25 protein-coding genes are annotated in these 24,483 nt (G+C 70.9%); 12 read left to right on the top strand and 13 right to left on the bottom strand.

Features of this window, described 5'->3' with window-relative positions:
* Positions 1–6: 6 nt before the first annotated feature.
* Positions 7–516 (bottom strand): MarR family winged helix-turn-helix transcriptional regulator, encoded by a 510-nt coding sequence (locus ACFYPA_RS00565; RefSeq protein ID WP_359080233.1) that lies wholly within the window; start codon positions 514–516, stop codon positions 7–9.
* Between the two features lie 81 nt (positions 517–597).
* Here ACFYPA_RS00565 and ACFYPA_RS00560 point away from each other — a divergent pair, with 81 nt between their 5' ends.
* A complete protein-coding gene (locus ACFYPA_RS00560) occupies positions 598–2,712 on the top strand; it encodes an MMPL family transporter (protein ID WP_359080234.1) in 2,115 nt (704 codons plus the stop codon).
* An 81-nt stretch (positions 2,713–2,793) separates the two neighbouring features.
* Here ACFYPA_RS00560 and ACFYPA_RS00555 read toward each other — a convergent pair whose 3' ends face one another.
* Complete coding sequence (locus tag ACFYPA_RS00555) at positions 2,794–3,369, bottom strand: TerD family protein (RefSeq protein WP_359080236.1); 576 nt, start codon at positions 3,367–3,369, stop codon at positions 2,794–2,796.
* 77 nt (positions 3,370–3,446) lie between these two features.
* Positions 3,447–3,671 carry a Sec-independent protein translocase subunit TatA gene (tatA, locus tag ACFYPA_RS00550; protein ID WP_359080494.1) on the bottom strand — a complete coding sequence of 75 codons (225 nt, stop codon included), beginning with the start codon at positions 3,669–3,671 and terminating at the stop codon, positions 3,447–3,449.
* Positions 3,672–3,865: 194 nt separating this feature from the next.
* Here tatA and ACFYPA_RS00545 point away from each other — a divergent pair, with 194 nt between their 5' ends.
* Positions 3,866–5,353: an LCP family protein gene (locus tag ACFYPA_RS00545; RefSeq protein ID WP_389128476.1), complete on the top strand. Its 1,488-nt coding sequence runs from the start codon at positions 3,866–3,868 to the stop codon at positions 5,351–5,353.
* A 16-nt stretch (positions 5,354–5,369) separates the two neighbouring features.
* Here the strand turns inward: ACFYPA_RS00545 and ACFYPA_RS00540 are convergent, their stop codons facing one another.
* Together ACFYPA_RS00540 and ACFYPA_RS00535 are read right to left on the bottom strand one after the other, a co-directional pair.
* The gene (locus ACFYPA_RS00540) at positions 5,370–5,897 is read right to left on the bottom strand and encodes a GNAT family N-acetyltransferase (protein ID WP_389128473.1); all 528 of its coding nucleotides are present in this window, start codon (positions 5,895–5,897) and stop codon (positions 5,370–5,372) included.
* Between the two features lie 442 nt (positions 5,898–6,339).
* Positions 6,340–6,705: a metalloregulator ArsR/SmtB family transcription factor gene (locus ACFYPA_RS00535; protein ID WP_359080240.1), complete on the bottom strand. Its 366-nt coding sequence runs from the start codon at positions 6,703–6,705 to the stop codon at positions 6,340–6,342.
* A gap of 389 nt (positions 6,706–7,094) precedes the next feature.
* Here ACFYPA_RS00535 and ACFYPA_RS00530 point away from each other — a divergent pair, with 389 nt between their 5' ends.
* The 5 genes from ACFYPA_RS00530 to ACFYPA_RS00510 all read left to right on the top strand — a co-directional run bounded on the left by ACFYPA_RS00530 (position 7,095) and on the right by ACFYPA_RS00510 (position 10,852).
* Positions 7,095–7,718: an ATP/GTP-binding protein gene (locus ACFYPA_RS00530; RefSeq protein ID WP_359080242.1), complete on the top strand. Its 624-nt coding sequence runs from the start codon at positions 7,095–7,097 to the stop codon at positions 7,716–7,718.
* Positions 7,719–7,836: 118 nt separating this feature from the next.
* A complete protein-coding gene (locus tag ACFYPA_RS00525; protein ID WP_359080244.1) occupies positions 7,837–8,250 on the top strand; it encodes a roadblock/LC7 domain-containing protein in 414 nt (137 codons plus the stop codon).
* Positions 8,251–8,366: 116 nt separating this feature from the next.
* Positions 8,367–9,500, top strand: a complete 1,134-nt coding sequence (locus ACFYPA_RS00520; RefSeq protein ID WP_389128469.1) for a DUF6397 family protein — start codon at positions 8,367–8,369, stop codon at positions 9,498–9,500.
* A complete protein-coding gene (locus ACFYPA_RS00515; RefSeq protein WP_359312214.1) occupies positions 9,475–9,963 on the top strand; it encodes a GNAT family N-acetyltransferase in 489 nt (162 codons plus the stop codon). The genes ACFYPA_RS00520 and ACFYPA_RS00515 overlap by 26 nt, the downstream gene beginning before the upstream one ends.
* Positions 9,964–10,210: 247 nt before the next feature.
* Positions 10,211–10,852, top strand: a complete 642-nt coding sequence (locus tag ACFYPA_RS00510; RefSeq protein WP_359080250.1) for an LAETG motif-containing sortase-dependent surface protein — start codon at positions 10,211–10,213, stop codon at positions 10,850–10,852.
* 101 nt (positions 10,853–10,953) lie between these two features.
* Here ACFYPA_RS00510 and ACFYPA_RS00505 read toward each other — a convergent pair whose 3' ends face one another.
* Positions 10,954–13,152: a SpoIIE family protein phosphatase gene (locus ACFYPA_RS00505; RefSeq protein ID WP_389128465.1), complete on the bottom strand. Its 2,199-nt coding sequence runs from the start codon at positions 13,150–13,152 to the stop codon at positions 10,954–10,956.
* A gap of 219 nt (positions 13,153–13,371) precedes the next feature.
* Between ACFYPA_RS00505 and ACFYPA_RS00500 the strand changes: the two genes are divergently transcribed.
* Positions 13,372–14,445 carry an enoyl-CoA hydratase/isomerase family protein gene (locus ACFYPA_RS00500; RefSeq protein ID WP_389128463.1) on the top strand — a complete coding sequence of 358 codons (1,074 nt, stop codon included), beginning with the start codon at positions 13,372–13,374 and terminating at the stop codon, positions 14,443–14,445.
* A gap of 90 nt (positions 14,446–14,535) precedes the next feature.
* On the opposite strand, the gene ACFYPA_RS00495 is transcribed toward ACFYPA_RS00500, so the two are convergent.
* Entirely contained in the window at positions 14,536–15,528 is a 993-nt protein-coding gene (locus ACFYPA_RS00495; protein ID WP_359080256.1) for a helix-turn-helix domain-containing protein, read from the bottom strand.
* Between the two features lie 52 nt (positions 15,529–15,580).
* Here ACFYPA_RS00495 and ACFYPA_RS00490 point away from each other — a divergent pair, with 52 nt between their 5' ends.
* Positions 15,581–15,976 carry a cupin domain-containing protein gene (locus ACFYPA_RS00490; RefSeq protein ID WP_359080258.1) on the top strand — a complete coding sequence of 132 codons (396 nt, stop codon included), beginning with the start codon at positions 15,581–15,583 and terminating at the stop codon, positions 15,974–15,976.
* Between the two features lie 191 nt (positions 15,977–16,167).
* Here ACFYPA_RS00490 and ACFYPA_RS00485 read toward each other — a convergent pair whose 3' ends face one another.
* From ACFYPA_RS00485 to ACFYPA_RS00475, 3 genes are all read right to left on the bottom strand, one after another.
* The gene (locus ACFYPA_RS00485; RefSeq protein WP_359080260.1) at positions 16,168–16,395 is read right to left on the bottom strand and encodes a hypothetical protein; all 228 of its coding nucleotides are present in this window, start codon (positions 16,393–16,395) and stop codon (positions 16,168–16,170) included.
* 43 nt (positions 16,396–16,438) lie between these two features.
* Complete coding sequence (locus ACFYPA_RS00480; protein WP_359080262.1) at positions 16,439–16,975, bottom strand: hypothetical protein; 537 nt, start codon at positions 16,973–16,975, stop codon at positions 16,439–16,441.
* Between the two features lie 94 nt (positions 16,976–17,069).
* Positions 17,070–18,440 carry an FAD-linked oxidase C-terminal domain-containing protein gene (locus tag ACFYPA_RS00475; RefSeq protein WP_359080264.1) on the bottom strand — a complete coding sequence of 457 codons (1,371 nt, stop codon included), beginning with the start codon at positions 18,438–18,440 and terminating at the stop codon, positions 17,070–17,072.
* Positions 18,441–18,583: 143 nt separating this feature from the next.
* Between ACFYPA_RS00475 and ACFYPA_RS00470 the strand changes: the two genes are divergently transcribed.
* Positions 18,584–19,459 carry a pentapeptide repeat-containing protein gene (locus ACFYPA_RS00470; protein WP_389128458.1) on the top strand — a complete coding sequence of 292 codons (876 nt, stop codon included), beginning with the start codon at positions 18,584–18,586 and terminating at the stop codon, positions 19,457–19,459.
* Between the two features lie 15 nt (positions 19,460–19,474).
* On the opposite strand, the gene ACFYPA_RS00465 is transcribed toward ACFYPA_RS00470, so the two are convergent.
* A complete protein-coding gene (locus ACFYPA_RS00465) occupies positions 19,475–19,999 on the bottom strand; it encodes an SRPBCC family protein (protein ID WP_359080268.1) in 525 nt (174 codons plus the stop codon).
* 224 nt (positions 20,000–20,223) lie between these two features.
* Between ACFYPA_RS00465 and ACFYPA_RS00460 the strand changes: the two genes are divergently transcribed.
* Positions 20,224–21,576 (top strand): radical SAM protein, encoded by a 1,353-nt coding sequence (locus ACFYPA_RS00460; protein WP_359080270.1) that lies wholly within the window; start codon positions 20,224–20,226, stop codon positions 21,574–21,576.
* A 172-nt stretch (positions 21,577–21,748) separates the two neighbouring features.
* Here ACFYPA_RS00460 and ACFYPA_RS00455 read toward each other — a convergent pair whose 3' ends face one another.
* Positions 21,749–22,669, bottom strand: coding sequence for a LysR family transcriptional regulator (locus ACFYPA_RS00455; protein ID WP_359080272.1), 921 nt, complete (start codon positions 22,667–22,669; stop codon positions 21,749–21,751).
* A gap of 115 nt (positions 22,670–22,784) precedes the next feature.
* Here ACFYPA_RS00455 and ACFYPA_RS00450 point away from each other — a divergent pair, with 115 nt between their 5' ends.
* Positions 22,785–23,657, top strand: coding sequence for an oxidoreductase (locus ACFYPA_RS00450; RefSeq protein WP_359080274.1), 873 nt, complete (start codon positions 22,785–22,787; stop codon positions 23,655–23,657).
* A 67-nt stretch (positions 23,658–23,724) separates the two neighbouring features.
* On the opposite strand, the gene ACFYPA_RS00445 is transcribed toward ACFYPA_RS00450, so the two are convergent.
* Positions 23,725–24,384, bottom strand: coding sequence for an NAD(P)-binding domain-containing protein (locus ACFYPA_RS00445; RefSeq protein WP_359080276.1), 660 nt, complete (start codon positions 24,382–24,384; stop codon positions 23,725–23,727).
* Between the last annotated feature and the right edge of the window lie 99 nt (positions 24,385–24,483).

The raw sequence follows: 24,483 nt of genomic DNA, 5'->3' as shown, positions 1-24,483 counted from the left end.
CCCCCGCTACGGTTGCCCCGTGCTGCCCTTCAGCTGCGTGAGCTCGTCGTTCATGGCGTCCAGGAAGCGGATGACGACGTGGAGTTCGTCCTGGTCGAACTGCCCGCGGGCCGCGTCGGTGGCGGCCGCCAGCGGTCTGAAGAAGTCGCGGGCGACCAGTTTCGCGGCGGCGGCGTAATGCAGACGCACCACCCGCCGGTCGCCGCCGTCCCGGACGCGGCGAATGTGACCCGCGCGCTCCAGCCGGTCCAGACACGCCGTCACCGCACCCGAGGTGAGGTCGAGCTGCTCGCGCAGTCTCCCCGGGGTCATGGCCGAGCCGTCGCCACGGTGATCGGCGTCGAGAATGGCGATGAGTGCCTGCACATCCGTCGGATGCAGCCCCTGGTCCTGGGCAAACTCATGGGTGAGGCGATTGAACTCGCTCGTCATCCGGCGCAGGTGTACCGCGAACGACTGGAGCCCGGTGGGGCCGTCGCTCGTGCCTCTGTCCGGGCCTCCGTCTGCTGTGCGCATACCCCCAGAGTAATATCTCTCACTGGTTGAGATAATCAACAGCTGAGAGATATCTGTCGTGCATCGACCCCTGGGGAAGCAATGAAGCCCGCACCGCGGCACCGCATCGTCCGATGGCTGGTGCCCGTAGCCCTGCTCGTCGTCTGGCTCGGCATCGGAGGAACGCTCGGTCCCTACGCCGGAAAGCTCGGCGAGGTGGCCACGAACGACCAGGCCGCCTTCCTGCCGCGCAGCGCCGAATCGACCAAGGTCTCCGAGGCGCAGAAGGCGTTCCAGAAGTCCGGGACCGTACCCGCGATCGTCGTGTGGACCGGACGGGCCGGCGTGCTCCCGGCCGGCACGCAGGAGAAGGCCACGCGCGCACTCGCCTCCCTCGCCGGTCAGCCCGGCGTCGTCGGCTCGCCGTCGGGCGTGCGGCCCTCCAAGGACGGTGAGGCGCTCTCCGGCGTCGTACAACTGCGCTCGGACCTGGGCGACGCGCTGCCGGACACCCTCGACCACGTGCGCACCGCAGCCGGCTCCGTGCCGGGCACGAAGGCGGAAATCGCCGGTCCCGCGGCCAGTCAGGCCGACCTCAAGGACGCGTTCGCGGGCATCGACGGACTGCTCCTGGGCGTGGCACTGGCCGCAGTGCTGGTGATTCTCCTGCTGGTCTACCGCAGTGTGCTGCTGCCGTTCCTGATCATCTTGAGCGCCGTCCTCGCCCTGGGCCTCGCCTGCGCCGTCGTGTACGTCCTCGCGGACCATGATGTCGTCCGCGTGGACGGGCAGGTCCAGGGCATCCTGTCCATCCTGGTGATCGGAGCGGCCACCGACTACGCCCTGCTCCTCACCGCCCGGTTCCGGGAGGAACTCGCCCGGCACGAGGACCGGACGGCAGCGGCCCTCGCCGCGCTCCGGCGCTCCTTCGGAGCGATCACCGCGAGCGCGGCCACCGTCGCGCTGGGCCTCCTCGCGCTGCTGCTCAGCGATCTGACGAACAACCGGGCACTCGGGCCCGTGGGAGCGATCGGCATCGTCTGCGCGGTGCTGAGCACGCTGACCTTCCTGCCCGCGGTGCTGGTCCTGTGCGGCCGGGCCGCCTACTGGCCGGCCAGGCCGCGTCCGGCGGACGCGGAGTCGGGAGGCCACGGCATCTGGCGCCGGGTCGCCGGCCGCGTCGACCGGTCCCCGCGCAAGGTGTGGCTCTCGACCACGCTGGTCCTCGTCGCCTGCGCCGCGTTCGCGCCCACGCTCAAGTCGCAGGGCGTGCCCCTGGACGAGATCTTCGTGAACGACGCCCCGTCCGTCTCGGCCCAGGCCACCCTGGGCAAGCACTTCCCCGGAGGTTCCGGCAATCCCGCGGTGATCGTCGCGGCGGCCGACCGCGCCGACGAGGTGACCGTCGCGGCGGCGGGGACCCCCGGCGTCGCCGCCGCGGCACCCGTCACCGCGTCCGGCAGTCCGGGCGGGGGACCGCCCCTCGTGGTCGACGGCCGGGTACGCATCGACGCGACGCTGGACGACGCGGCCGACAGCGACGCGGCCAAGGCGACGGTCCAGCGCCTGCGGACCGCCGTGCACGGCGTCGCGGGAGCCGATGCGCTCGTCGGCGGCTACACGGCGCAGCAGTACGACACCCAGCAGACCGCCGAGCGCGACCGCGGCATCATCGTGCCGGTGGTGCTCGTGATCATCCTGCTGATCCTGATGGGGCTGCTGAGGTCGGTACTGGTGCCCGTCCTGCTGGTGGCCACGGTGGGCCTCAACTTCCTCGCGACCCTCGGGGTTTCGTCGCTCGTCTTCAAGCACATCCTGGGGTTCAGCGGCACGGACGCGTCGGTGCCGCTGTACGGATTCGTCTTCCTGGTGGCCCTCGGCGTCGACTACAACATCTTCCTGATGTCACGGGTACGGGAGGAGGCACTGGAGCACGGGGCGCGGCAGGGAGTGCTGCGGGGGCTCGTCAGTACGGGCGGGGTCATCACGTCGGCCGGGGTGGTGCTGGCCGCCACGTTCGCGGCGCTCATCGTCATCCCGCTGGCGTTCCTCGCCCAGATCGCCTTCATCGTGGCCTTCGGGGTCCTGCTGGACACCCTGGTGGTGCGTTCCCTCCTGGCCCCGGCCCTGGTCGTGGACATCGGCCCCAAGGCCTGGTGGCCGAGCAGGATCAGCCGGATCGCCGGCCCGGAAGACCGAGGCGGCGCGAGCGGGTGATGCGGCCGGGCCCCGGCCCCGACTCCGGATGTCCGGGGCGGGGCCGGGGCCCGGGATGCTGCGGTATGCCGTGTCCGACGGTCAGACGTTGACGCCGTAGTCCGATGCGATTCCGGCCAGCCCGGAGGCGTAACCCTGGCCCACCGCGCGGAACTTCCACTCCGCACCGTTGCGGTAGAGCTCACCGAACACCATCGCGGTCTCCGTCGAGGCGTCCTCGCTCAGGTCGTAACGGGCGAGCTCCACCCCGTTGGCCCGGTTCACCACGCGGATGAACGCGTTGCGCACCTGGCCGAAACTCTGCCCCCGGCTCTGCGCGTCATGGATGGAGACCGGGAAGACGATCTTCGCGACGTTGGCGGGGACGTCCGCGAGATCCACGTTGATGGACTCGTCGTCGCCCTCCCCCTCGCCGGTCAGGTTGTCACCGGTGTGCTGGACGGAACCGTCCGGGCTGTTGAGGTTGTTGTAGAAGACGAAGTGCTGGTCCGAGAGGACCTTGCCGGCGTCCGAGCACAGCAGCGCGCTGGCGTCGAGGTCGTGATCGGCGCCCGTCGTCGTCCGCACGTCCCAGCCCAGGCCCACCGTCACCGCGGTCAGGCCGGGCGCCTCCTTCGACAGGGAGACGTTGCCGCCCTTGGCCAGGGTCACACCCATGAACTTCCTCCAATGATCCGGTGATCCGTTGATCAGTGTTCCTTCGGCCGCCACCGAAGAGGACGGCGGCCCTTCCCCTATGGTTCCCTGGTGCGCGGGTCACGAAGTGGTGGCGTGGTCGAGTCACCGACGGTTCTCCGCGCGGGTGCCGCCTCCTTCACGGCCCTGGTCTCACTCTTCAGGATCCGCATGGATTTGCCCAGGGCGCGGGCGGTGTCCGGCAGCTTCTTCGAGCCGAACAACACCACCACGACAATCGCCACGATCAACAGGTGCCAGGGTTCGGGGCCGTTGCGCGGCATGTTCGGCACGCCGTTTCCTGCGGTGTCTTCCGGTCAATGTTTCCAGCCGGCGTTTATGGACAGGGGATCGGACCGACGATGGACGGGGTCGTTGATCCACACGGATACCAACACTTGCTACATTGCGCAACTGTACAACCATGTGGGGCGGGTGTCAGTCCTCCTTCATGGAAGCCTGACGAACGGGGTGGTCGATGACAGGCAGTCACAAGGGGGCAGCAGGTGGCACCAGGGGAGGGCGTCTGCGCCGGACGGCTCTGGTCGGGCTGTCCTTCCTCGTCCTGCTGGTCGCCGGAGTCGGCTGGGGATACCTCAAACTCACCGGCAACATCGATACGTTCAGTGCCGACGGGATCTCCGGCGACCGGCCCCCCGACACATCCGCGGGGCAGAACGTCCTCGTCATCGGGTCGGACACCCGGTCGGGTGACAACAGCGGACTCGGCGGCGGTACGGGAGAGGTCGGCCGGTCCGACACCGCGTTCCTGCTGCACGTCTACGCCGACCACAAGCACGCCGTCGCCGTCTCCATCCCCCGTGACTCGCTGGTCGACATACCGGCCTGCAAGAAGCCCGGTGGCGACTGGATGCCCCCTCAGCAACACGTCATGTTCAACGGAGCCTTCTCCGTGGGGGAGACCGCCGAGGGGAACCCGGCCTGCACGCAGAACACCGTCGAACACCTCACCGGCCTGCGCGTCGACCACACCGTCGTGATCGACTTCGCCGGCTTCTCCGCACTGACCTCGGCTGTCGGCGGAGTGTCCGTGTGCCTGCCGCAGGAGATCTACCAGCGCGACCTGGACCCCAAGCGGCCCACCCGCGGCGAACAGGTCTTCGCCAAGGGGCCCCAGGAGGTTTCGGGACAGCGCGCGCTCGACTACGTGCGGCTGCGGCACGGCATCGGTGACGGTTCCGACATAGGCCGTATCAAGAGGCAACAGGCGTTCGTCGGCTCACTCGTCAAGAAGGTGAAGTCCCGTGGTCTGAACCCCACCACCCTGCTGCCGCTGGCCAACGCGGCGACCGACGCGATGACCGTCGACCCGGGGCTCGGATCGGCCGACAAACTGTTGTCCTTCGCCATGTCGATGAAGAACATCGATCTGCGCAACACCAAGTTCGTGACCGTCCCCTGGCGCTACGAGGGAGCGCGCGTCGCCCTCGTGGAACCGGAGGCGGACGCGCTGTGGGCGACGCTGAAGGCCGACCGCACGATCGACGGACAGGACGCCGCGGGCACCTCCGGAGCCAAGAAGTCCAAGCCGGCCGCCGGCGCGACAGCCTCTCCCACCGGTCCCGTCTCCGGGCAGGGCATCGACGTGGCCGTCTACAACGGCACCACGGTGACCGGCCTCGCGGCCCGGGCCGCCGAGTTCCTGCGCACGCACGGGTTCACCGTCACCGGCACGGCGACCGCGAACTCCCAGGACCAGGCCCGCACCGTCGTCACCTACGGCCCGGGCCTGAAGGACGCGGCCGCGACTACCGCCAGGCTCTTTGGGGGCGCGCGGACTTCGCAGTCCGGCGAGCCCGGAATCCAGGTGATCGTGGGCGGCGACTTCGCCGAGAACCCGTCGCCCGCTCCCGCGTCACCGACACCCGACGCAGTACCGTCCACCGTCGCCGACGAGGCCCGCTCGGCCGCCGACGACCCGTGCAGCGATCTCTCCTACGGCTGAGGCGGCCGCGGACGGCTCAGGCCCGTGGCCGGGCCGTCCGCAGCTGCAGCGACGGGTGCCGGGGCGGTTCGAACCCGAACGACGCGTACAGACCGGCCCCGTCCCCCGTGGCGTTCAGATTGACCACCGTCACACACGTCTCCTGACGGAACCAGGTGAGCAGCGCGTCGACGCAGGCACGAGCATGACCGAGCCTGCGCCTCCGGGGGTCGGCGCACACGTTGGACACGTGGCCGTGCAGCCCGCTCGGATTGACCGGACTCGGCGCGTGCGCGTCGCACGCCCCTACCGCGCACGCCACCACGCCCAGTTCCGCATCGTCGACGACGAACGCCGCGAACTCGTCGCTCCTCGGCATCCGCTCGGTGAACCATCGTGCCGCGTCCGCCCGCCAGGGAGCGCGGTCGTCCCCGACCTCCAGCCCCATGTCGGCGAGCATCACTGCCCGCATGCGCACCAGCGCCGCGACATCGGCGAGAGTGGCCCGGCGCACCGGCGCCAACCTGCCGTCCGCTGATCCGGCGGCAGCGCTTCCGGTACTCACCGTCATGCGTTCCTCCCGTTCCGTTCGTAGCGGTCGCGCGCCCGCCCGAGACCGTATGCGTACAACGCGAGGACGGCGGCGAGCAACAGGTATGGAGCGGCGGCAGGGCGCCCGTCCCGGCACGGGCCCGAGCGCGGTGAGCGGCAGGAGCACACCGACGCCGCCCGTACCGGGCCGCCGCCTGCAATGGCCCGCCGCCGCCGCTGCACGGTTCGCCGGCCGGCGCGCCCAGCCGGTCGCGTTCCGCCGGGGCCAGACCGCCCCGCTGTCCAGCGAGCGGAGCACCTGGAGGGAAGTCCGCGAAGGGGACGGCCGTACGCCCGTCCGCGGAGGGGACAGTCGTACGCCGCGCCGCCCGCCGACTGCGGATGCCGGGCGGGGCGTCGGCACGACCACGGCCGAGTGCTCACCGGCCTGTCCGGACCCCGCGGCGGCAGCGTTCTCAGGTACCGAGTTCACGGAGACGCATGGGCTGCGTGGCCTGGAATCCTGCCCGCTCGGCGAGCTGGCCGACCATCAACCGCACCACCGTCACGACATCGGGATCATCGACCAGGTAGACCTGTCGGCGACCCTCGCGCCGTGAGCGGACGAGTCCGGCGAGTTTCAGCTTCGTCAGATGCTGGCTGACCGAGGGGAGCGTGCCGCCGACCCGCTCCGCCAGACCGGTCACGTCGCTCTCGCCCTGGGCCAGCGCCCAGACGATGTGCAGCCGGGCCGGGGTCGCCAGAAGACCGAAGGCGGCAGCCGCCTGGGCCAGTACGTCCGCGGGCGGATCCTCGAAACCGCCGCCGGCACCTGTCGACACTTCTGCACTCCCGTCCGCGTGGGCCGACTCCTCGCACCCGAGGCGATCAGTGTAGGCGTCGGACACGTTGTTCCCCGGGCCCGCTCGCCGCCGTACGGCAGGCGCCGGAGCCGTGCGGTCACTGCCGTTCCACCGGAAGGGGGCGGCGCGTTGTTATCGGCCAAAAGCAATCGGATGGCTGACAATCGCACCGGAATTCGTGCGGTTCCGGGCATCGGATGGCCCTGAACAGTCACATCCTCAAAAAAGTGATCGCGCCCCACGGGGCAGGTGCCGGTTTGCCATGCTGTCGCCGTACGTCTGCCGATGCTGCACTGAATCCGAGACCTCAAGATGGCTCCGACCTGCGCATTCGATGCCTTGAGGCTCACTGGTGAGAGAAGTGATCGATGCCGACCGAGCATGCTGACAGCCCCCGGGACGAGTCCGGCGGTGCCGCCCCGAACGACGCCCTGGCCCTGAAGATCCTGGTCGCGGGCGGGTTCGGCGTCGGCAAGACGACACTCGTCGGCGCGGTGAGCGAGATCAGGCCCCTGCGTACGGAAGAGCTCCTCAGCGAGGCCGGGCAGTCGGTCGACGACACCGACGGCGTCGCCCAGAAGACCACCACGACCGTCGCCATGGACTTCGGACGCATCACCATCAGGTCCGGGCTCTCGCTGTACCTGTTCGGCACTCCGGGCCAGGACAGGTTCTGGTTCCTGTGGGACGAACTCTCCCAAGGCGCCCTCGGTGCGGTCGTCCTGGCGGACACCCGGCGGCTGGAGGACTGCTTCCCCGCGGTCGACTACTTCGAGCACCGCCGTATCCCCTTCGTCGTAGCGGTCAACTGCTTCGCGGGTGCCCGGTCGTACGGGGAGCAAGACGTCTCACGCGCCCTCGACCTCGATCCCGGAACGCCCGTGGTGCTGTGTGACGCGAGAGACCGGGATTCAGGCAAGGAAGTGCTGATCCGCATGGTCGAGTACGCGGGCCGGATGCACACCGCGCGGCTCCTGGACTCGGTGGGCTGAACCGACTTGGCCGGAACACGCCCCGGTGACGCGCGGCGGGGCGCTTGCCCGTACGTGACCGGTGCGTAAGGCTTGCAACACGTGGGGCACGGGGAACGTATGAGCGGGGAGGAACAGCATGGCGCTGGACAGGGGACTCGACTGGCTGCTCGACGATCTCACCAGCCGGGTGAAGCACATACGGCACGCTCTGGTGCTGTCGAACGACGGCCTGGTGACGGGCGCGAGCACGGGGCTCGCGCGTGAGGACGCGGAGCACCTGGCCGCCGTCTCGTCCGGACTGCACAGTCTCGCCCGTGGATCCGGCCGGCACTTCCGCGCCGGAAAGGCCCGGCAGACGATGGTGGAGTTCGACGAGGCGTTGCTCTTCGTGACGGCCGCCGGAGACGGCAGCTGCCTGTGTGTGCTGAGCGAGGCCGAGGCCGATGTGGGTCAGGTGGCGTACGAGATGACGCTGCTGGTCAACAGGGTCGGGGAACATCTCGGAGTGGCCGCGCGGCAGGACGGGAGCGCGGACGTCAACCGGATCTGACGGCCCGTTCGCCGCTGCCGGCCGGCCCTGGAGTTATCCACAGGCCGGACGGCAGGGGCCGTTCCCGGGCTACCGTGGTCACGGAGAGTATCCGTATCTCACGGGGGAGATTCATCATGCCGATGACCGAAACGGTGCGCGACGACGGCGTTCACATGGTCACCGCGAGCAGGGCCGCTGCGGAACTGGAACTGAGGCGCGGAGAATTCGCCCTCGCCGTCCACCTGGGCATCATCCGAATGGAATCACAGGAGTCGGGCGGACGGGCCAGGGTCCGTCAGGAGGAGATCGCCCGGCTCACGTCGCAGGACGGATTCCCCGAGACTCTGCGGGAGCGGGTCCGCACGATGGGGACCGCGGAAGGGGCCGGACTGCTGGGTGTCAGCCCGGTCCGCTTCGCCCGGCTGGCGCGCGCCGGTTGTGTCACGCCGGTCGCCTTCTACCTCAACCGTTACCGAGTGGTGGTCTGGCTCTATCTCGCCCATGAGCTGGGCCAACTGGCCAGCCGATCCCCCGAGCTGCTGGTGGGTAACGCCCCGCCCTGGCTGCGGAGCCGACTGGACGCGGGCATGGACTGCAGGGCGCGCAACTGGCGCTCGCGCCGGATCGAGCTTCTGCTTGCCCTTGCCGAGGACCCCTGGGCCCGCGCGGCCGTCGTCGCGGAAGCGCTGGACCCGGTCCAGCTCGCCGAGGTGGTCGACGACCCGTACGAGCGCGCCTACTTCGCCAGGGTCCGGCCCGCGCCGGTCTTCGGGCGGGGCGGCTCGCCTGCCGGACGCGAGGCCATGGCGAAGCTGATGCTCGCCGATGAACCGGACGAGATCCTCTGGCGTCGTATCACCCTCGGGATGGAGCTGGACAGCGCACGCGAGCTGCGTCCGGCGCCGCGCCCGGGAGAGGGGCGGTGGCCCGCGTCGGCGGACGACCCAGCGATTTCGGTCGAACCCGAGCTGGGGGAGGGGGTCACTGAGCGGTCGGATCCGGGCCTGCGGGGAGGGCATGCCCCGAGCGCGCGGGAACGAGACGCACCGGACGCTCAGCAAGACGGCGCGCAAGGAAGCGGCGGCCAGGCCCGTGCGGACGGTGGCGGTAGCGGCGTGTCAGGCCTGCTGACGCGGCTCCGCCTGCGACGGTCACGGGGGAGCCGGCGCCCTCGCCGGGCAGTGGGCGGCGGCAAGGGGAAACCGCTCGCCACCGACACCCGGACCAGGCATTCTTTGCACCATGTTGATCAGGGAAGCCACCGCTGAGGACTGGCCCGCCATCTGGCCCTTCTTCCACGAAATCGTCGCCGCGGGCGAGACCTTCACCTACCCTCTCGATCTCGGAGAGGCGGACGCCCTCGACTGGTGGCTCTTGAAGCCCCCGAACCGCACGGTGGTCGCGGTTGACGAGGGCGGCAGCGTCCTGGGCACGGCGAAGATGAACAACAACCAGATGGGCAACGGCGCGCACATCGCGAGCGCCAGCTACATGGTCGACCCCCGGCACGCCGGCCAGGGCGTGGGACGGGCGCTCTGCGAGTACACGATCGACTGGGCTCGCACGGCCGGGTTCCGCGCCATGCAGTTCAACGCGGTCGTGGAAGGCAACGGAGCAGCGGTCGGACTCTACCGTTCGCTCGGGTTCGAGATCCTGGGGACCCTGCCGGAGGGATTCAACCACCCGAAGAAGGGGTTCGTGGGACTGCACATCATGCACCGCCCGCTCTGACGGCCCGGGGGTGGACGTGGCGGCGGACGGGCCCCATGGCCACGGTCCGGCGTCGGGCGTTCACTTCGCGCCACGGCAGAGGTGGCGCGGCGCAGGCATCTGTGTCCGGGTTGCCCCAACCAGCGATGGTGTGCGGCTAGTTGTGACGTCGAATGGTTCGTGGGGCGGGTGCACACAGGGGGGAAGGGAGCAGTACTGTGCGCCCCACCGCCATTCGGGCGATGAAACATTTGCGGAGGAAGAATCCATGACCATACCCAGGAGATCGTGGCGTGCTGCGGGAACTCTCGCCGCCGCCGCGGTTGTCGGCCTGACCGGCGCGGTTCTGACCGCCGGTCCGGCCGCAGCTCACACCCCCACCTGGGACGTGACCTGTACCGAAGTGAGCCTGCACCTGACCGCGTACAACGGGGGCGTCACCAACCAGGTGACCGTCACCGTCGACGGCAAGGACCTTCTGCCGACGGAGGCCTTCGGCAAGGGGCTCGACAAGACCATCGCGCTGCCCGAGCACGACAAGGCGCTGACGGTACGACTGGTCGTCAAGGCCGGGGACGGCGAGCAGTACTCGCGCGACGAGTCCAAGCAGGCTCCGGTGTGCGAGGAGACGCCGCAGGAGCCCAAGCCGACTCCGACCGAGACGAAGCCGTCCGAGACGAAGCCGTCCGAGACGCCCACCACGGCGACTCCCACGCCGACGGACACTCCCAGCGAGACCGCTTCGTCGTCCGCGCCCGCCGTGGCCGCGCCGAGCCCCAGCTCGCCGGATCTGGCCGAGACCGGTTCGTCATCCGCCACGCCGATCATCGGTGGTGCGGCTGTTGCCGTGCTGCTGGCCGGCGGCGGCATCATGTGGTCCGTGCGCAAGCGCCGCACCGCGCAGCACTGACGTAGTCCGGTGGACCGGGTGCGCCGAGTGCGACCGGGTCCCGGCTGAGGGGCGTGCCGTGTCCTGCGGGACGAGCCGGCGCGCCCCTCAGCGCTGCCCGGTCATCGCTTTCCGCCCACGGGGCCGGGGTGGTCCTTGCCGCCTTCACCGAGAGGGTCCGCCGGCTCCTCGGCGTCCTCGGTGTCCTCGGGCATCGGGTCGGAGGCGGGCGCCGCCGGGCCGATCTCGCACCAGACCGCCTTGCCCTCGCCGCGGGGCTCGATTCCCCACCGGGTCGTGACGGCGTCCAGCAGCAGCAGCCCCCGGCCCGAGGTTGCGGTCTCCCCGGGTGTCCGGCGCCGGGGCCAGGCGCTGGAGCGGTCCTGGACCGACAGACGGATCCGCCTCACCGGTTCCGGGAGTACCTCGAGGGTCAGCACCGCACCACCCTCCGTGTGCAGTAGCACATTCACCAGGAGTTCACCGGTCACCAGCTCGGCGTCGTCCGCGAGTTCGGCCATGTTCCAGTCGGTCAGGGCCTGGCGCACGATCGTCCGGGCGTCGGAGAGCCCTTCCGGATCGGCCTGATGGATGTACTGATGGAGCCGCGGCGCCCGCGGGGACCCCGGATCGGGGCTGCGGCGCATCACCAGCAGTGCGACGTCGTCGCCCGAGCCCCAGCGCTCCCACAGCCGGTCCGACAGATGGTCCGCAAGCGCCTCGGCACCCGCCGGTCCCGCGCTGACCTCGTTGATGAGCGTGCGCACCCCCGCCTCGATGTCGGCGCCCGGCTCCTCCACCAGTCCGTCGGTGTACAGCACCAGCGTCTCGCCCGGGACCAGGTCCAGCCGGGTCTCCGGGAACTCCTCGTCGCCGAAGTCCGTCGCGATGCCGAGCGGGACTCCACCGCGTACCTGCGGGGTGCCGACCCGGCCGTCCACGTGCCGGATCAGCGGGCCGAAGTGGCCGGCCCGCACCACCCGCACCGTGCCGGTTCCCAGATCGACCTGGGCGTACGTACAGGTGGCGAACCGGTCCGTGTCGAGTTCGGCGAGGAACCGGGAGGCCCGGGCCAGCACCGTCGACGGCGGATGCCCCTCGGCGGCGTACGCGCGCAGCGCGATGCGCAGCTGACCCATGATCGCCGCCGCGTGCGTGTCATGGCCCTGCACGTCGCCGACCACGATGCCGAAGCGCTCCTTGGGCAGCGCGATGACGTCGTACCAGTCACCGCCGACCTGGCGGCCGCTCCACGCGGCGTGGTAACGGACGGCGATCTCGCCGCCCTCGATGTCCTGGATCCGGCGGGGCAGCATCGCGGACTGGAGCCCCGTGGCGAATTCGCGTTCCTCGTCGAAGAGCGTGGCCCGTTGGAGGGACTGGGCGACGATCGCGGCGAGCCCCAGGCAGAGGTTGCGTTCGTCGGCGGTGAAAGGAGTGCGCTCGCGGTAGAAGAGCGCCAGCCCGCCCAGGGTCCGGGCCTGGGCGACGAGCGGCAGGTAGGCCGCCGCCTGGAATCTGAGCTGTCCCACGAACGGCTTCAGGACCGGGTAGCGCCGGGTGAGCGCGCCGAGTGAGCTCACGAAGCGTGGGCGTCCGCTGACAACCGTGTCGGCCAGCGGGAACTTGGGGTCGAGCCCGCCCGAGCCCAGCTCGTCGACGACCTCCAGAGAGTCGCCGCTCAGGGCGATGACATTGAGCGTGGCGTTGTCCAGCAGGGCCAGCGCGAGCCCGTCGGCACCCAGGCGTGCCAGCCCGCCCGGTCCGGTCAGAGCTGCCGTGACATCGTCCACGGTCACCGCGCGCGACAGTGCGCTGGTTGTGCGTTCAACTATGTCGGTCTGTCGCTGACGCCGCTTTTCCAGATCCAGTACGAAGGCCGAATGGGTGACTTCCGCCGTCGCGTCCCGCACCAGGCCGATCACCCGGTGCGCCCGCCCGTCGGGGCTGCGCAGGATGCGCGCCTGGACATGGGTCCACTGATCGCCGCCGTGGTCCAGGGGAACCCGGAAGTGCACGCTGTAGGAGGTGCTCCCGCCCTTGATCGCCTCGTCGATCGCCACATCGAGACGGATGCGCTCCGCCGGGTCCAGGAGCTCCATCAGGGACCCCGGCCGGGAGTCGAAAGAGGCCGCGTCCAGGCCGAAGACCAGCAGCCCGGCCTCATCGATGTCCAGCGTCCGGGCGTCGAGATCCCACTCGAAACTGCCGGTGCGGTTCATGGCGAGCCGCTCCACCGTCGCCGTCTCGCTGTGGTGGGTCTTCTCGACCAACAGGCGGGGCGGGACGGGGATGAGCGGTGGCCGGTCGTGATCGGTCATTCGTGCTCCGAAGATCGTCCGGCGGGGCCGGCGTACGGCGTGACTCAATTGTCTGGCGGGTTCGGCACGCCTGCCACAGCGGGAACCCGTCGTGTGGCGCACCGCCCCGGGCCCTGCCACCCCACTTTCCGCGCCCTTCCGACCGCCACGCACAATGGCCGTGGAAGATCGTCCGCGACCGGCGGACGGTACGGCACTGGGCCTGACCGGAGCGCACGCATGAAGCACGAGGATTCCGTCCTGCTGCACACCGGGGGAAGCGTCCGCCGCATCACACTGAACCGGCCGCGGGCCCTGAACGCCCTGAACCACGCCATGGTGCTCGACATCGCGAAGGCGCTGGACGCGGCGGAACAGGACGCCTCGGTCGTCGCGGTGCTGCTGACCGGTGCGGGGGAGCGCGGGCTGTGCGCGGGCGGCGACATCCGGTCCATCCGCGACGACGCGCTGGCCGGCGGCCGGGCGTCACTGGACTTCTGGCGTGACGAGTACCGGCTCAACGCCCGGATCGCCCGGTTTGCCAAGCCGTACGTGGCCCTCATGGACGCCATCGTGATGGGGGGCGGGGTCGGCGTGTCGGCCCACGGGTCGCTCCGCGTCGTGACCGAGCGCTCCCGCCTCGCGATGCCCGAGACCGGCATCGGATTCGTGCCCGACGTCGGCGGTACGTACCTGCTCGGCGCGGCCCCCGGCGAACTCGGCCTGCACCTGGCGCTCACCGGCGACGCGGTCGGAGCGGCCGACGCGCTGCTGTGCGGCCTCGCCGACCACTTCGTGCCGTCGGAAGACCTGCCGGCCATGCTCGCCGCACTCGATACGTGCACCACGTCCGAGGCCGTCGTCGCGACGGTGGAGCGGTACGCCGGCGCCGCCCCCGCCGGTGAGCTGGCCGGGCACCGCGACTGGATCGACGCGTGTTACGCGGCGGACACCGTCGAGGAGATCGTCGAGCGCCTCGAGTCGGACGGGGCGCCCGCCGCTAAGCAGACCGCGACGACGATCCTGGCCAAATCACCCACGGCGCTCAAGGTGACGCTGGCGGCCGTCCGCCGCGCACGCCGCCTCGAAAGCCTGGAAGCGGCCCTGGACCAGGAGTTCCGCGTCTCGTCCGCCGCCTTCACCCGGCCCGACCTGGTGGAGGGCGTGCGCGCCCAGATCATCGACAAGGACCACAACCCCCGGTGGATCCCGGCCGGGCTCGCCGAGGTCACCGAGGAGGACGTGGCCCGCCACTTCGCACCGCTGGGTGACGGCGAGCTCGGTCTCGGCCCCGCGGCAGCGACAGCCGGCTGAGACCCACGCCGCCCGTCGCCGTCAGCGCACCCCCGACCTCATGGTCCTTCCGACCTGACGGCACCCCGACCTGACGGCACCCGCGGGCCGTCAGTGCACCCCCGGCCCGAACCTGCCCTTGTAGGCCGACGGGGTGATGCCGGTCGCGCGGCGCATCAACGCGCGCAGGTTGGTAGCGGTGCCGAGCCCGCTGCGGCGCGCGACCGTCTCGAAGCGGGACTCACCTCGCTCGATCAACCGGCATGCCAGGGCGAGTCGCTCCCTCGTGAGCCACGCCAGCGGTGTCGTTCCCAGCTGCGCCCGGAAACGGCGGTGCAGCGTCGCCGGACTGACCGCAGCGCGCGTCGCAAGATCAAGGACGCCCAGCGGGGCGTCCAGCCGCTCCTGGGCCCAGGCCAGGACCGGCGCCAGGGACTCGTCCGGCACGTCCGGCATGGGACGCTCCACGAACTGCCGCTGACCGCCGTCCCGGTGCGCCGCGAAGACCAGCCGCCGGCTCACGGAGTTGGCGATCTCCGCCCCGTGGTCGCGGCGTACCAGATGCAGCCCGAGGTCGAGTGCTGCCGCGCTCCCCGCGGCGGTGAGGATGTCGCCGTCGTCCACGAACAGCACATCCGATTCGAGGCGGACCGAGGGGAAACGGGCCCGGAAGGAGTCCGCCCACTGCCAGTGCGCGGTCGCCCGTCGGCCGTCGAGGACCCCGGCCTCCGCCAGGGTGAAGGCACCGCTGCAGAAGCCGACCAGGCGTGCACCGCGCGCGTGCGCCCGTCGCACGGCATCGAGGACGGCGGGGCGGCGCGGCACCTCGACGTCGGGGCGGTTGGGGACGATCAACGTATCCGCCCCGTCCGCCGCTTCCAGGCCGGCGACACCCGTGAGCGTGAAGAATCCGTCCCGCATCAGGGTGTGGGGCTCGGGGGAGCAGAGCCGGAAATCGTAGAGCTCACGGCCGATCTCCGGTCTGCGCAGACCGAAGACCTCGGTCGCGCAGCCGAGCTCGAAGGGGTTCGAGTTCGCGTCGACGATCACGACGACCCGGTGGACGCCCGACGAGCGCCGTGCGTGCGAGGATTCTTGCGTCATGTGCAATTCCTAGCACTCACACCGGACGCGGCCGACGACCGAGGATGAGCGCATGAGCAACGAACCGATCCCTCTCGACCGGGCGCTGGCCTCCTTCGACGCCCTGTGGAGCCCCCGCATCGTCACGCGCGTCAACGACTACGACGTCCGTATCGCCAAGGTCCGGGGCGAGCACGTCTGGCACGTCCACGACGACACCGACGAGTTCTTCCTGGTACTGGAGGGCGAGCTGCACATCTCCCTGCGCGAGCCCGGCGGAGAGCGCACGGTCCTCCTCCCTCGGGGCGCGGTCCTCACCGTCCCCCGGGGCACCGAGCACAAGCCGTACGCTCCCTCCGGCGCCGCCATCCTCATGTTCGAGCCCACCGGGACACCGACCGTGGGCGACCGGCACGAGGAGGTCCCGGACCACGTGGACGCGACGACGGGGCACCCGATCGGCATCTGACCGGATGCCCCTCCGCCCGGTGCCCGGTCGCCCGTCTCAGCGCCCGGGCCGGGCCTCCGCGCGGTCCCGAGTGTGGATCAACTCACCACGGATCGGGGCGTACTGGCCGAAGACGGCCCCGGCCCGCCCGGAGATCCGTGGCGGGCCGGGGCCGGCAGGTGTGGCGAAGGCTGTGCGGAGGAGTCCGCCGGTCAGTGCCCGCTGTCCGACATGCTGGGCTGGAGCGAACGGACGAGATCGAAGAAGCGCGACTCATTGCCCGAGAGTCCGGCGCGGCGCAGCGCACCGTCCGCCTCGGCGATCGGCGAAGTGAGCAACGGCATGTACAGCGGGGCGTCGTCCGGATCGGACAGCACGGCCCGTGTCGCCTCCAGTAAACGGACGTACGCCTGCGCCGCGGCGAGTTCGTCATTGCGCATCTCAGCATCTCCCGGTCAGAGGTGTCGGACCCACAAGCATCCCTCATGGGTCTGACAACGAACCTGGGCGACTGCTGCGGCACGCCTCCTGTCGGCCATGCGGCCGAGCCGCATGCCCCGGGGGTTCCACCTCCAGGAACCGGCGGCCGCGTGGTCCGCGGTAGAGCAGGGCGATCCAGCCCAACTCCCGCAGCGCCGACGCACACCGGTTCAGCTCGCCCTCCTCCTCGTGCGCGGCGCCGCTGCCCGGCGGACCGAGCCACTCCACCCGCGCGGTGCCCGGTGCTGTGCCCGCGGCCACCCGGTACCCCGTCGCTGTGCGCCGCCCTGAGGCGTCGACGGCCGACGCGGCCGGCCCGGACGCCTCCAGGGCCAGGGCAACAGCCCGTACCACCTTGTGCAGTTCCCAGGCCGCGGGCACCGCCTGAGGGGTGGGGCCGGTGTTCGTCAGGCGCCGGATCTGGAGCATCCCGGCGAACGCGGTCCGCACCGAGGCGGCCCGTCGCGCGGCCGGCCCCGGAAGAGGCGGGCCGTCCCCGGTGGCCGGTTCGAAACCGCTCTCCTCTTCGCCGCCACTCATCCGATCCCCCTTCGCCGCACCGTACTGGTGCCGGTGTGCGCCGGCCTGCCGCACCGGGCTGGTGCCAGTGTGCGCCGCCCCACTGACAACCGGGTCAGACGCCCCCGAGCACCTTGCCCGGGTTGAGGATGCCGTGCGGATCGAGCGCGGCCTTGACCGCGTGATGCATGCCGAGCACGGCCGGGCCCAGTTCCTTGTTCATCCCGCGCATCTTCAGCAGGCCCACCCCGTGTTCACCGGTGACCGTGCCGCCCAGCGCGATCGCGTCGTCCAGGATGTCCTCGAAGGCGAGCTGGGCGCGGGCACGTGCGGCCTCGTCCCCGGGGGGCGTGATGATCAGGGGGTGGAGATTGCCGTCCCCCGCGTGCGCGATGTTGGCGATGAGGATGTCGTGCCGGGCGGCCGTCCTCTCGATCCGGGCCAGCATCTCGGGTACCGCGGTCCGCGGCACACAGACGTCCTCGGTCAGCACCGGGCCGAGCCGCTCCAGGGCCGGATAGGCCAGCCGCCTGGCCTGGAACAGCGCGTCCGCCTCCTGCTGGTCCGTGGAGACCGCGGCCCAGGTCGCCCCGGCGCGTTCGAAGCAGTCACGGACCAGTTCGGCCTCGGCGTCGCCCTCGGCGCCGGGCGTGTCGACGCGGCCGAGCAGCACCACGTCGGCGTCGGCGGAGAGGCCCATCTTCTTCCAGGCGTCGACGGCTGCGAGGCAGTGGCGGTCGACGAGTTCGAGCGCGGAGGGAATGACACCGGACGCGGTCACGGCGCTCACCGCCTCACCCGCGGCGACCACGGACGAGAAGTAGCCCGCCACCGTCCGCTCCTGCAGCCTCGCGGGACGCAGACGTACCGTGATCTCCGTGATCACCCCGAGCGTTCCCTCGGATCCCACCATCAGCCCGGCCAGATCGTAGCCCGCCACGCCCTTCGCGGTCCGGCGCCCGAGCGAGACGACTTCGCCGAGTCCGTTGACGACCTCCAGGCCCAGCACGTAGTCACGCGTCACGCCGTACTTGACGCAGCACATGCCCCCGGCATTGGTCGCGACGTTCCCGCCGATGGTGGACCAGGGGGAACTCGCCGGGTCCGGCGGGTACCACAGCCCGTGCTCGGCGCTCGCCGCGCGCAGATCGTCGTTGACCACCCCTGGCTGGACGACGGCCAGCCGCTCCGCGCGGTCGATGGTGACGACGCGGTTCATGTCCTCGAAGGACAGGACGATCGCCCCGTCGACGGCGTTGGCGCCCCCGGACAGACCGGTACCGGCGCCGCGCGGGACCAGGGGGATGCGGTGGGTGATGCAATGACGCACCACGTCCTGCACCTCGCGGGTGTTCTGCGGGCGGACCACGGCCAGCGGTGTCCCGTACGGTGCCCATTCGGCCTCGTCGTGCTGGTACCGGGTCAGACCCGCCGGGTCGGTCAGGACCCGCTGGGCCGGAATGCTGTCGACCAGTGCGTTCGTCACGATGGTGGCCACCTCCAAAAGATGTATGACCCATCATTATGGTCCGCAGTGGCGAAGGAACGTGTGGGCGCCCCCCGGGGCCGCCGTTCGCCGGGTGCCTCGTCGGAGAGTGCGACGGCGCGCATCGGTAGGCTCGGGCGTCCATGGACCACGTACACCAGAAGGACCCACGTACTGTGCCCGAGAACGACCACGCCCTCGGTGCGGACGGCGACCGCGCCGCTCTGCGCGCCGACTGCGCGAACTGCTTCGGACTGTGCTGCGTCGCGCTGACCCTCACCCGGTCCGCCGACTTCGCCGTCAACAAGGACGCGGGCACACCCTGCCGCAACCTCCAGGAAGACTTCCGCTGCGGCATCCACACCCGGCTGCGTACCGAAGGCTTCGCGGGTTGCACGGTGTACGACTGCTTCGGCGCGGGCCAGAAGGTGTCGGGGGAGACCTTCGGCGGGCGGGACTGGCGCACGGCTCCGGAGAGTGCCCGGCAGATGTTCCAGGTCTTCCCGGTCGTGCGGCAGCTCCACGAGCTCCTCTGGTACCTCACGGAGGCGGCTTCCCTCGCGCCGGCCCGCTCCCTGCACGAGGCGATCCGGCGCGGCCTGGAGGAGACCGAACGTCTCACCCGCCTCGACGCCGCTGCCCTCGCGGACCTGGACGTGGCGGCGCACCGCGACGGGGTCGCCGCACTGCTCGCGCGCACCAGCGAACTCGTACGCGCCACCGCGCCCCGGAAGAAGAAGCGCAGCCACCGCGGGGCGGATCTCATCGCCGCTCGCCTCGGGGGAGCGGATCTGCGCGGCGCCGATCTGCGCGGCGCCTACCTCATCGCGGCGGACCTCGCCGGCGCCGACCTGCGGCTGGCCGATCTCATCGGTGCGGACTTCCGCGACGCCGACCTGTCCGGGGCGGACCTGAGGGGGGCGCTCTTCCTGACGCAGTCCCAACTGGGTGCGGCCAAGGGCAACGACGCCACCCAACTGCCCTCCTCGCTCACCCGCCCCGCGCACTGGGGCGGGTGACGGGCCGAAGGCCGGTCATGCCTCCGAGGCCCCGTCGGCCGGCGAGGCCTCCATCGCCGCCTTGAGCCGCTGCAGCGTGGTGCGGATGTTGCCGCGCTGGAACTCGGCGAAGGTGTGCCCCCGGGTCGCCAGCCGGTCGAAGGCGTTGGCCAGGAAGTCCGGCCAGGCGCGGCGGTCGTCCGTCCAGGTCTCCGTGACCCTGGTGGCGCCGTCCACGGCCTCGAAGCGGTACTCCCAGGTGGCGATCGCGCCCGGCAGCCGCGGCCGCTTCGCCCCGATGGCGTGGACGCGGAAGGCGAACCGTTCACCGGGGTCGGCCGCCGTCACCGTGCACCGGGTCGTCCAGCGCATGGCCCCGCGCTTGTTCCGGCCCTCGAAGACCATCCCGACGTACGCGCCCTGACGCTCCCCGAGCACCTTCGCGCCCCGGTTCTCCGGACTCCAGCGCCCCATCTGGGTGGGGTCGCTCAACCGGTCGTACACGAGCGAGGGTTCGGCGAGAACGACGACACTGTCCGACACTGACATGGTGCGGGCCATGAGGCACTTCCGATCCGCGGCCGACTGCGGCAACCACCGGGGCGTCGGAACGGCCGCGCGGCCGACGGGCTCCCGGGCAGCACACCCTACTCACCGGTCACTTAGGGCCGGGTGGTGGGTTCCGGGCGTTGTCATGGACGAGAGCGCGAACGCTTCGCGGTCCTGGTTCGTTGGACAGGGCGGCGTACCGCGACACCGCCACGACCGGACCGAGGAGCCCGCGCATGCCCGACCGTACCGACCCCGGCAGCACCGATACGAGCCGCACCCGCCTGATCGAGCGGCTCATGGAGCAGTTCCCGCACGTGCCGCGGGAGGCCGTCATCAAGGAGGACCTGCTGCGCGGCGGCCTGGCCTTCGACGAATCCGCCCTCAGCGACAACGAGGGCGGCGACGTCAAGCCCAAGTCGTACTTCATCTTCTCCTTCGACCACGGCACCCTTCCCGAGCTGGGTGCGGCCGCGCTGCGCCGCCCGCCCGAGGAGATCGTGCTCACCGGTGGACCGTACGACCTGCGGCGCACCGTCGTCTCCGTGCGCGTCAATCCGGCGTCCCCCTACCGTGTGGCGGCCGACGCCGACGGAGTGCTCGGGCTGTACCTCGACGGCCGGCGGATCTCCGACGTCGGTCTGCCTCCCATGCCGGACTACTACCGCCACACCCTCGACAACGGGAAGTCGGTCATGGAGGTGGCGCCCACCATCCAGTGGGGCTACCTCGTCTACCTGACGGTTTTCCGCGTCTGTCAGTACTTCGGCGCGAAGGAGGAGTGTCAGTACTGCGACATCAACCACAACTGGCGCCAGCACAAGGCGGCGGGGCGCCCCTACACGGGAGTGAAGCCCGTCGAGGAGGTCCTGGAGGCCCTGGCCATCATCGACCGGTACGACACGGCGAAGACCTCCACGGCCTACACCCTCACCGGCGGCGCCATCACCTCGCACATCGGCGGACGGGACGAGGCCGACTTCTACGGCCAGTACGCCAAGGCCATCGAGGAACGTTTCCCCGGCCGCTGGATCGGCAAGGTCGTCGCCCAGGCGCTGCCCAAGGCCGACGTCCAGCGCTTCCACGACTACGGCGTGCAGATCTACCACCCCAACTACGAGGTGTGGGACCGCAGGCTGTTCGAGCTCTACTGCCCGGGCAAGGAGCGTTACGTCGGCCGCGACGAATGGCACCGCCGCATCCTGGACTCCGCCGACGTCTTCGGTGCCCGCAATGTCATCCCCAACTTCGTCGCGGGCGTGGAGATGGCCGAGCCGTTCGGCTTCGCCACGGTGAAGGAGGCGATCGACTCCACCACCGAGGGCCTGCGGTTCTTCATGTCGCACGGCATCACCCCGCGCTTCACCACCTGGTGCCCCGAACCGACGACGCCGCTCGGCAGGACCAACCCGGACGGTGCGCCGCTGGAGTACCACATCCGGCTGCTCGACGCCTATCGCTCGACGATGGAGGAGTACGGACTCAGCTCACCTCCCGGCTACGGACCGCCCGGGCCAGGTCGCGCGGTGTTCTCCGTCAGCTCGTTCATGGACAGCCTGCCCGCCCGCCAGGAGGTGGCCGACTCATAGGCGCGGCCTCGTAGCGACCCGGCTCGCCCGGTCGGCGGCGGCGTGCGTACGGCGCCGCGCAGCGACGGCATCCTGTCCTCCGGACGACGAGCGACGCGCCTTCTTCGCCGTAGTCGTCCGGAGCGCGTGGCGCGGGATGGCGCCCAGCCGGACAGCGCCCGCATCCGGCCGGTCAGGAGGAACCGCCCGACGCGTTCGTCACTCGGACCGGTGGCACCCCGGAGAGCTCGCGCACCACTCCGGCGAATCCGTGTACCAGGGTGTTGTCGGTCCCCTCCGCCCAGGCCAGCGCCACGCGGAGCGGTTCCACGTCCGTCAGCGGAACCCAGGAGAGGTCGGGCCGCGCGTAGTACCGGGCCATGCTCAGCGGAGCGAAACAGATGGCGGCCCCCTCCGCCACCTGCTCCAGCATCTCCTCGACGTTGTCGTTCGTCGGACCCCACCGAGGACTTGAGCCGTCCGGGCGGGGGTTGACCGCCCACCAGTCCACCCACTCCCGCGGCGCCCGCCGCGTCCACAGAAGGGGTTCGTCCCCGACCTCCAGCACCGATACACCGGACCGGGACGCCAGCGCGTGTCCGCGGGGCAGTCCCACGACGCGCGGCTCCGTGTGCACCACCTCGCTGCGCAGGCCGGTCAGATCGTTGGGCAGCCACACGAAGGCCACATCCGCCAGACCGTCCCGCAGCGCGTCCGCCTCCTGCCCCCAGTCGTACCGCTTGGGTGCCACCCGCACACCCGGGTGGCGCCGGGAGAACTCCGCCCGCGCCCGTGTGGTCAGTTCGCCGGCACCGCTCGCCTCGAAACCCACCCGCAGCACGCCCGTCTCGCCCCGCGCGTGCCGCTCCGCCGCGGCCGTCACCCGCTCGGACTGGCGCACCGTGCGCAGGGCCTCGGCGATCACGTCATGTCCTGCGGCGGTCGCGGAGACACCGCCGGCGTGACGGTCGAACAGTCGCACTCCGAGTTCGGACTCGAGGCTCTTGAGCGCGTACGAGAGGGCCGGCTGGCTGACGAACAGCCGCTTGGCGGCCCGCCCCAGGTTCTTCTCCTCGGCGATCACGGTGAGGTAGTGCAGCTGACGCAGCTCCATCCAGCGATCATAAAGCCCGTTTATCGGGCCGGCGGATCTTTGTCTTGGACCGCTGGGGGAGCCGGATGGCATAACTGGATCACCGCAACGACGCTCGGAACAACTGGAGTTGGACATGAACGCCGCACACGCAGCAGCGCCCCGCGACAACGCCCCGGGCCGGGTCTGGCTCATCACGGGAGCCTCCTCCGGATTCGGCCGCGCCATCGCCACGGCAGCACTCGCAGCCGGGGACACCGTCGTCGCCACGGCCCGTAGGCCGGAGGCGCTCGACGACCTCATCGCCGCACACCCCGACCGCGCCGTCGCCGTACAACTGGATGTCACCGACACGGCGCGCATCGCGGACGTCGTGGCGGACACCGTGCTCTGGTACGGCCGAATCGACGTGGTGGTCAACAACGCGGGGATGGGGCTGGTCGGGGCCGTGGAGGAGACGAGCGACCGCGAACTGCGCGATCTGATGGATCTGCACTTCTTCGGGCCGGCCGCGCTCGTACGTGCCGTGCTGCCGCACATGCGCCGTAACGGCTCCGGTGCCGTGGTCCAGATGAGCAGCATGGGAGGGCGGTTCACCTTCCCCGGGGTCGGCGGCTACTCGGCGACCAAGTTCGCGCTGGAGGGCCTGTCCGAGGCCCTGGCCGCGGAAGTGGCTCCGCACGGCATCAAGGTGCTGATCGTCGAGCCCGGATCGTTCCGCACGGGATTCGCCGGAGGCGGCGCCCTCCGTCAGTCCGCGGCACTCCCCGCCTATGCCCGGACGGTGGGCCCGGTCCGCAGCGACCTCCCGGATTCCGACGGCAAGCAGGAGGGGGACCCGCACAAGGCGGCAGCCGCCATTCTGACGGCCCTGGCGTCGAAGGACACCCCGCTCCGGCTGCCGCTCGGCAACGACGCGACCGACGCCGTCCTCGCGAGCCTCGATGCCTCCCGCGCCGAAGTGCTGGCCTGGGAGAAGGTCAGCCGCAGTACCGGCTACGACGACTGAGGCACACCGTGCGGCGGCAGGGGGTGCGTGCGCCGCGCCCCCTGCCGCAGACGTACCGGGCGGGACCTCAGGCCCGCCACTCAGGGGCCCGCTCGGCGGACGCCGAGGCCAGGGCCTTCTCGATCGCCGCGACGTCCCCCTGATTGCCGTACACCGGGGTGCCGGGCTGCTGGCGCCACGACGCGTCGAGCCCGCCCGCGTCCACCGTGTCGAATCCCAGCTCGTCGATCAGGTCACGGACCTTCCGCTTCGCCGAGGCGTCGTCGCCGGCCACGGGCAGCGCCTGACGGCCCGCGCTGCCCGTCGGCCGGCCCTTGGAGAGGATGTCCTGCGCGTAGGTCCCGTTGAAGGCCTTGATGACGGGGTGACCGATCTGGTCCTGTGTCCAGCGGCTCTCGGGCAGGCCGTCCTCGATCTCCGCGATCCGGCCGTCGCGCTCGCGCGGGTAGTAGTTCCCGGTGTCGATGACCACGACGCCCTCAGCGGCACCGTCGAGGAAGCCGGCGGGCAGCGCCGGGACGGCCTTGAGCGGCACGGTGACGACCACGACCTCGGCACCGTTCGCCGCCTCGGCGGCGGTGACGGCGGTCGCGCCGGTCTCCTCGGCCAGTGCGGTGAGGGTCTGCGGACCGCGAGAGTTGGCGACGGACACGTCGTGACCGAGCGCGGTGAGGCGCCTGGTGAGATTGCCGCCGATATTCCCTGCCCCGATGATGCCGATCTTCATGGTGCGACCTTCCGCTGGTGCGTGCGCTACGTGAAAAGGGTCTCGCCGGTTCACCAACTCCAGCGGGGCGGAAGCTATTCCGTGCGCCGGCGTACGGGT

This window comes from Streptomyces sp. NPDC005775 (assembly GCF_042871565.1).
Taxonomy (GTDB): Bacteria; Actinomycetota; Actinomycetes; order Streptomycetales; family Streptomycetaceae; genus Streptomyces.
Note: the sequence above shows the minus strand (reverse complement) of the source record. Positions and strands in the feature narration are given on the sequence as shown.

Bases quoted from the DNA above. Each gene is read 5' to 3' on its own strand.
- ACFYPA_RS00545 (WP_389128476.1), top strand. From the start codon at position 3,866: ATGACAGGCAGTCACAAGGGGGCAGCAGGTGGCACCAGGGGAGGGCGT.
- ACFYPA_RS00520 (WP_389128469.1), top strand. From the start codon at position 8,367: ATGCCGATGACCGAAACGGTGCGCGACGACGGCGTTCACATGGTCACC.
- ACFYPA_RS00565 (WP_359080233.1), bottom strand. From the start codon at position 516: ATGCGCACAGCAGACGGAGGCCCGGACAGAGGCACGAGCGACGGCCCC.
- ACFYPA_RS00445 (WP_359080276.1), bottom strand. From the start codon at position 24,384: ATGAAGATCGGCATCATCGGGGCAGGGAATATCGGCGGCAATCTCACC.
- ACFYPA_RS00515 (WP_359312214.1), top strand. From the start codon at position 9,475: ATGTTGATCAGGGAAGCCACCGCTGAGGACTGGCCCGCCATCTGGCCC.
- ACFYPA_RS00500 (WP_389128463.1), top strand. From the start codon at position 13,372: ATGAAGCACGAGGATTCCGTCCTGCTGCACACCGGGGGAAGCGTCCGC.
- ACFYPA_RS00485 (WP_359080260.1), bottom strand. From the start codon at position 16,395: ATGCGCAATGACGAACTCGCCGCGGCGCAGGCGTACGTCCGTTTACTG.
- ACFYPA_RS00555 (WP_359080236.1), bottom strand. From the start codon at position 3,369: ATGGGTGTGACCCTGGCCAAGGGCGGCAACGTCTCCCTGTCGAAGGAG.
- ACFYPA_RS00560 (WP_359080234.1), top strand. From the start codon at position 598: ATGAAGCCCGCACCGCGGCACCGCATCGTCCGATGGCTGGTGCCCGTA.
- ACFYPA_RS00490 (WP_359080258.1), top strand. From the start codon at position 15,581: ATGAGCAACGAACCGATCCCTCTCGACCGGGCGCTGGCCTCCTTCGAC.
- ACFYPA_RS00505 (WP_389128465.1), bottom strand. From the start codon at position 13,152: ATGACCGATCACGACCGGCCACCGCTCATCCCCGTCCCGCCCCGCCTG.
- ACFYPA_RS00525 (WP_359080244.1), top strand. From the start codon at position 7,837: ATGGCGCTGGACAGGGGACTCGACTGGCTGCTCGACGATCTCACCAGC.
- ACFYPA_RS00510 (WP_359080250.1), top strand. From the start codon at position 10,211: ATGACCATACCCAGGAGATCGTGGCGTGCTGCGGGAACTCTCGCCGCC.
- ACFYPA_RS00495 (WP_359080256.1), bottom strand. From the start codon at position 15,528: ATGACGCAAGAATCCTCGCACGCACGGCGCTCGTCGGGCGTCCACCGG.
- ACFYPA_RS00480 (WP_359080262.1), bottom strand. From the start codon at position 16,975: ATGAGTGGCGGCGAAGAGGAGAGCGGTTTCGAACCGGCCACCGGGGAC.
- ACFYPA_RS00455 (WP_359080272.1), bottom strand. From the start codon at position 22,669: ATGGAGCTGCGTCAGCTGCACTACCTCACCGTGATCGCCGAGGAGAAG.
- ACFYPA_RS00530 (WP_359080242.1), top strand. From the start codon at position 7,095: ATGCCGACCGAGCATGCTGACAGCCCCCGGGACGAGTCCGGCGGTGCC.
- ACFYPA_RS00465 (WP_359080268.1), bottom strand. From the start codon at position 19,999: ATGGCCCGCACCATGTCAGTGTCGGACAGTGTCGTCGTTCTCGCCGAA.
- tatA (WP_359080494.1), bottom strand. From the start codon at position 3,671: ATGCCGCGCAACGGCCCCGAACCCTGGCACCTGTTGATCGTGGCGATT.
- ACFYPA_RS00450 (WP_359080274.1), top strand. From the start codon at position 22,785: ATGAACGCCGCACACGCAGCAGCGCCCCGCGACAACGCCCCGGGCCGG.
- ACFYPA_RS00460 (WP_359080270.1), top strand. From the start codon at position 20,224: ATGCCCGACCGTACCGACCCCGGCAGCACCGATACGAGCCGCACCCGC.
- ACFYPA_RS00470 (WP_389128458.1), top strand. From the start codon at position 18,584: ATGGACCACGTACACCAGAAGGACCCACGTACTGTGCCCGAGAACGAC.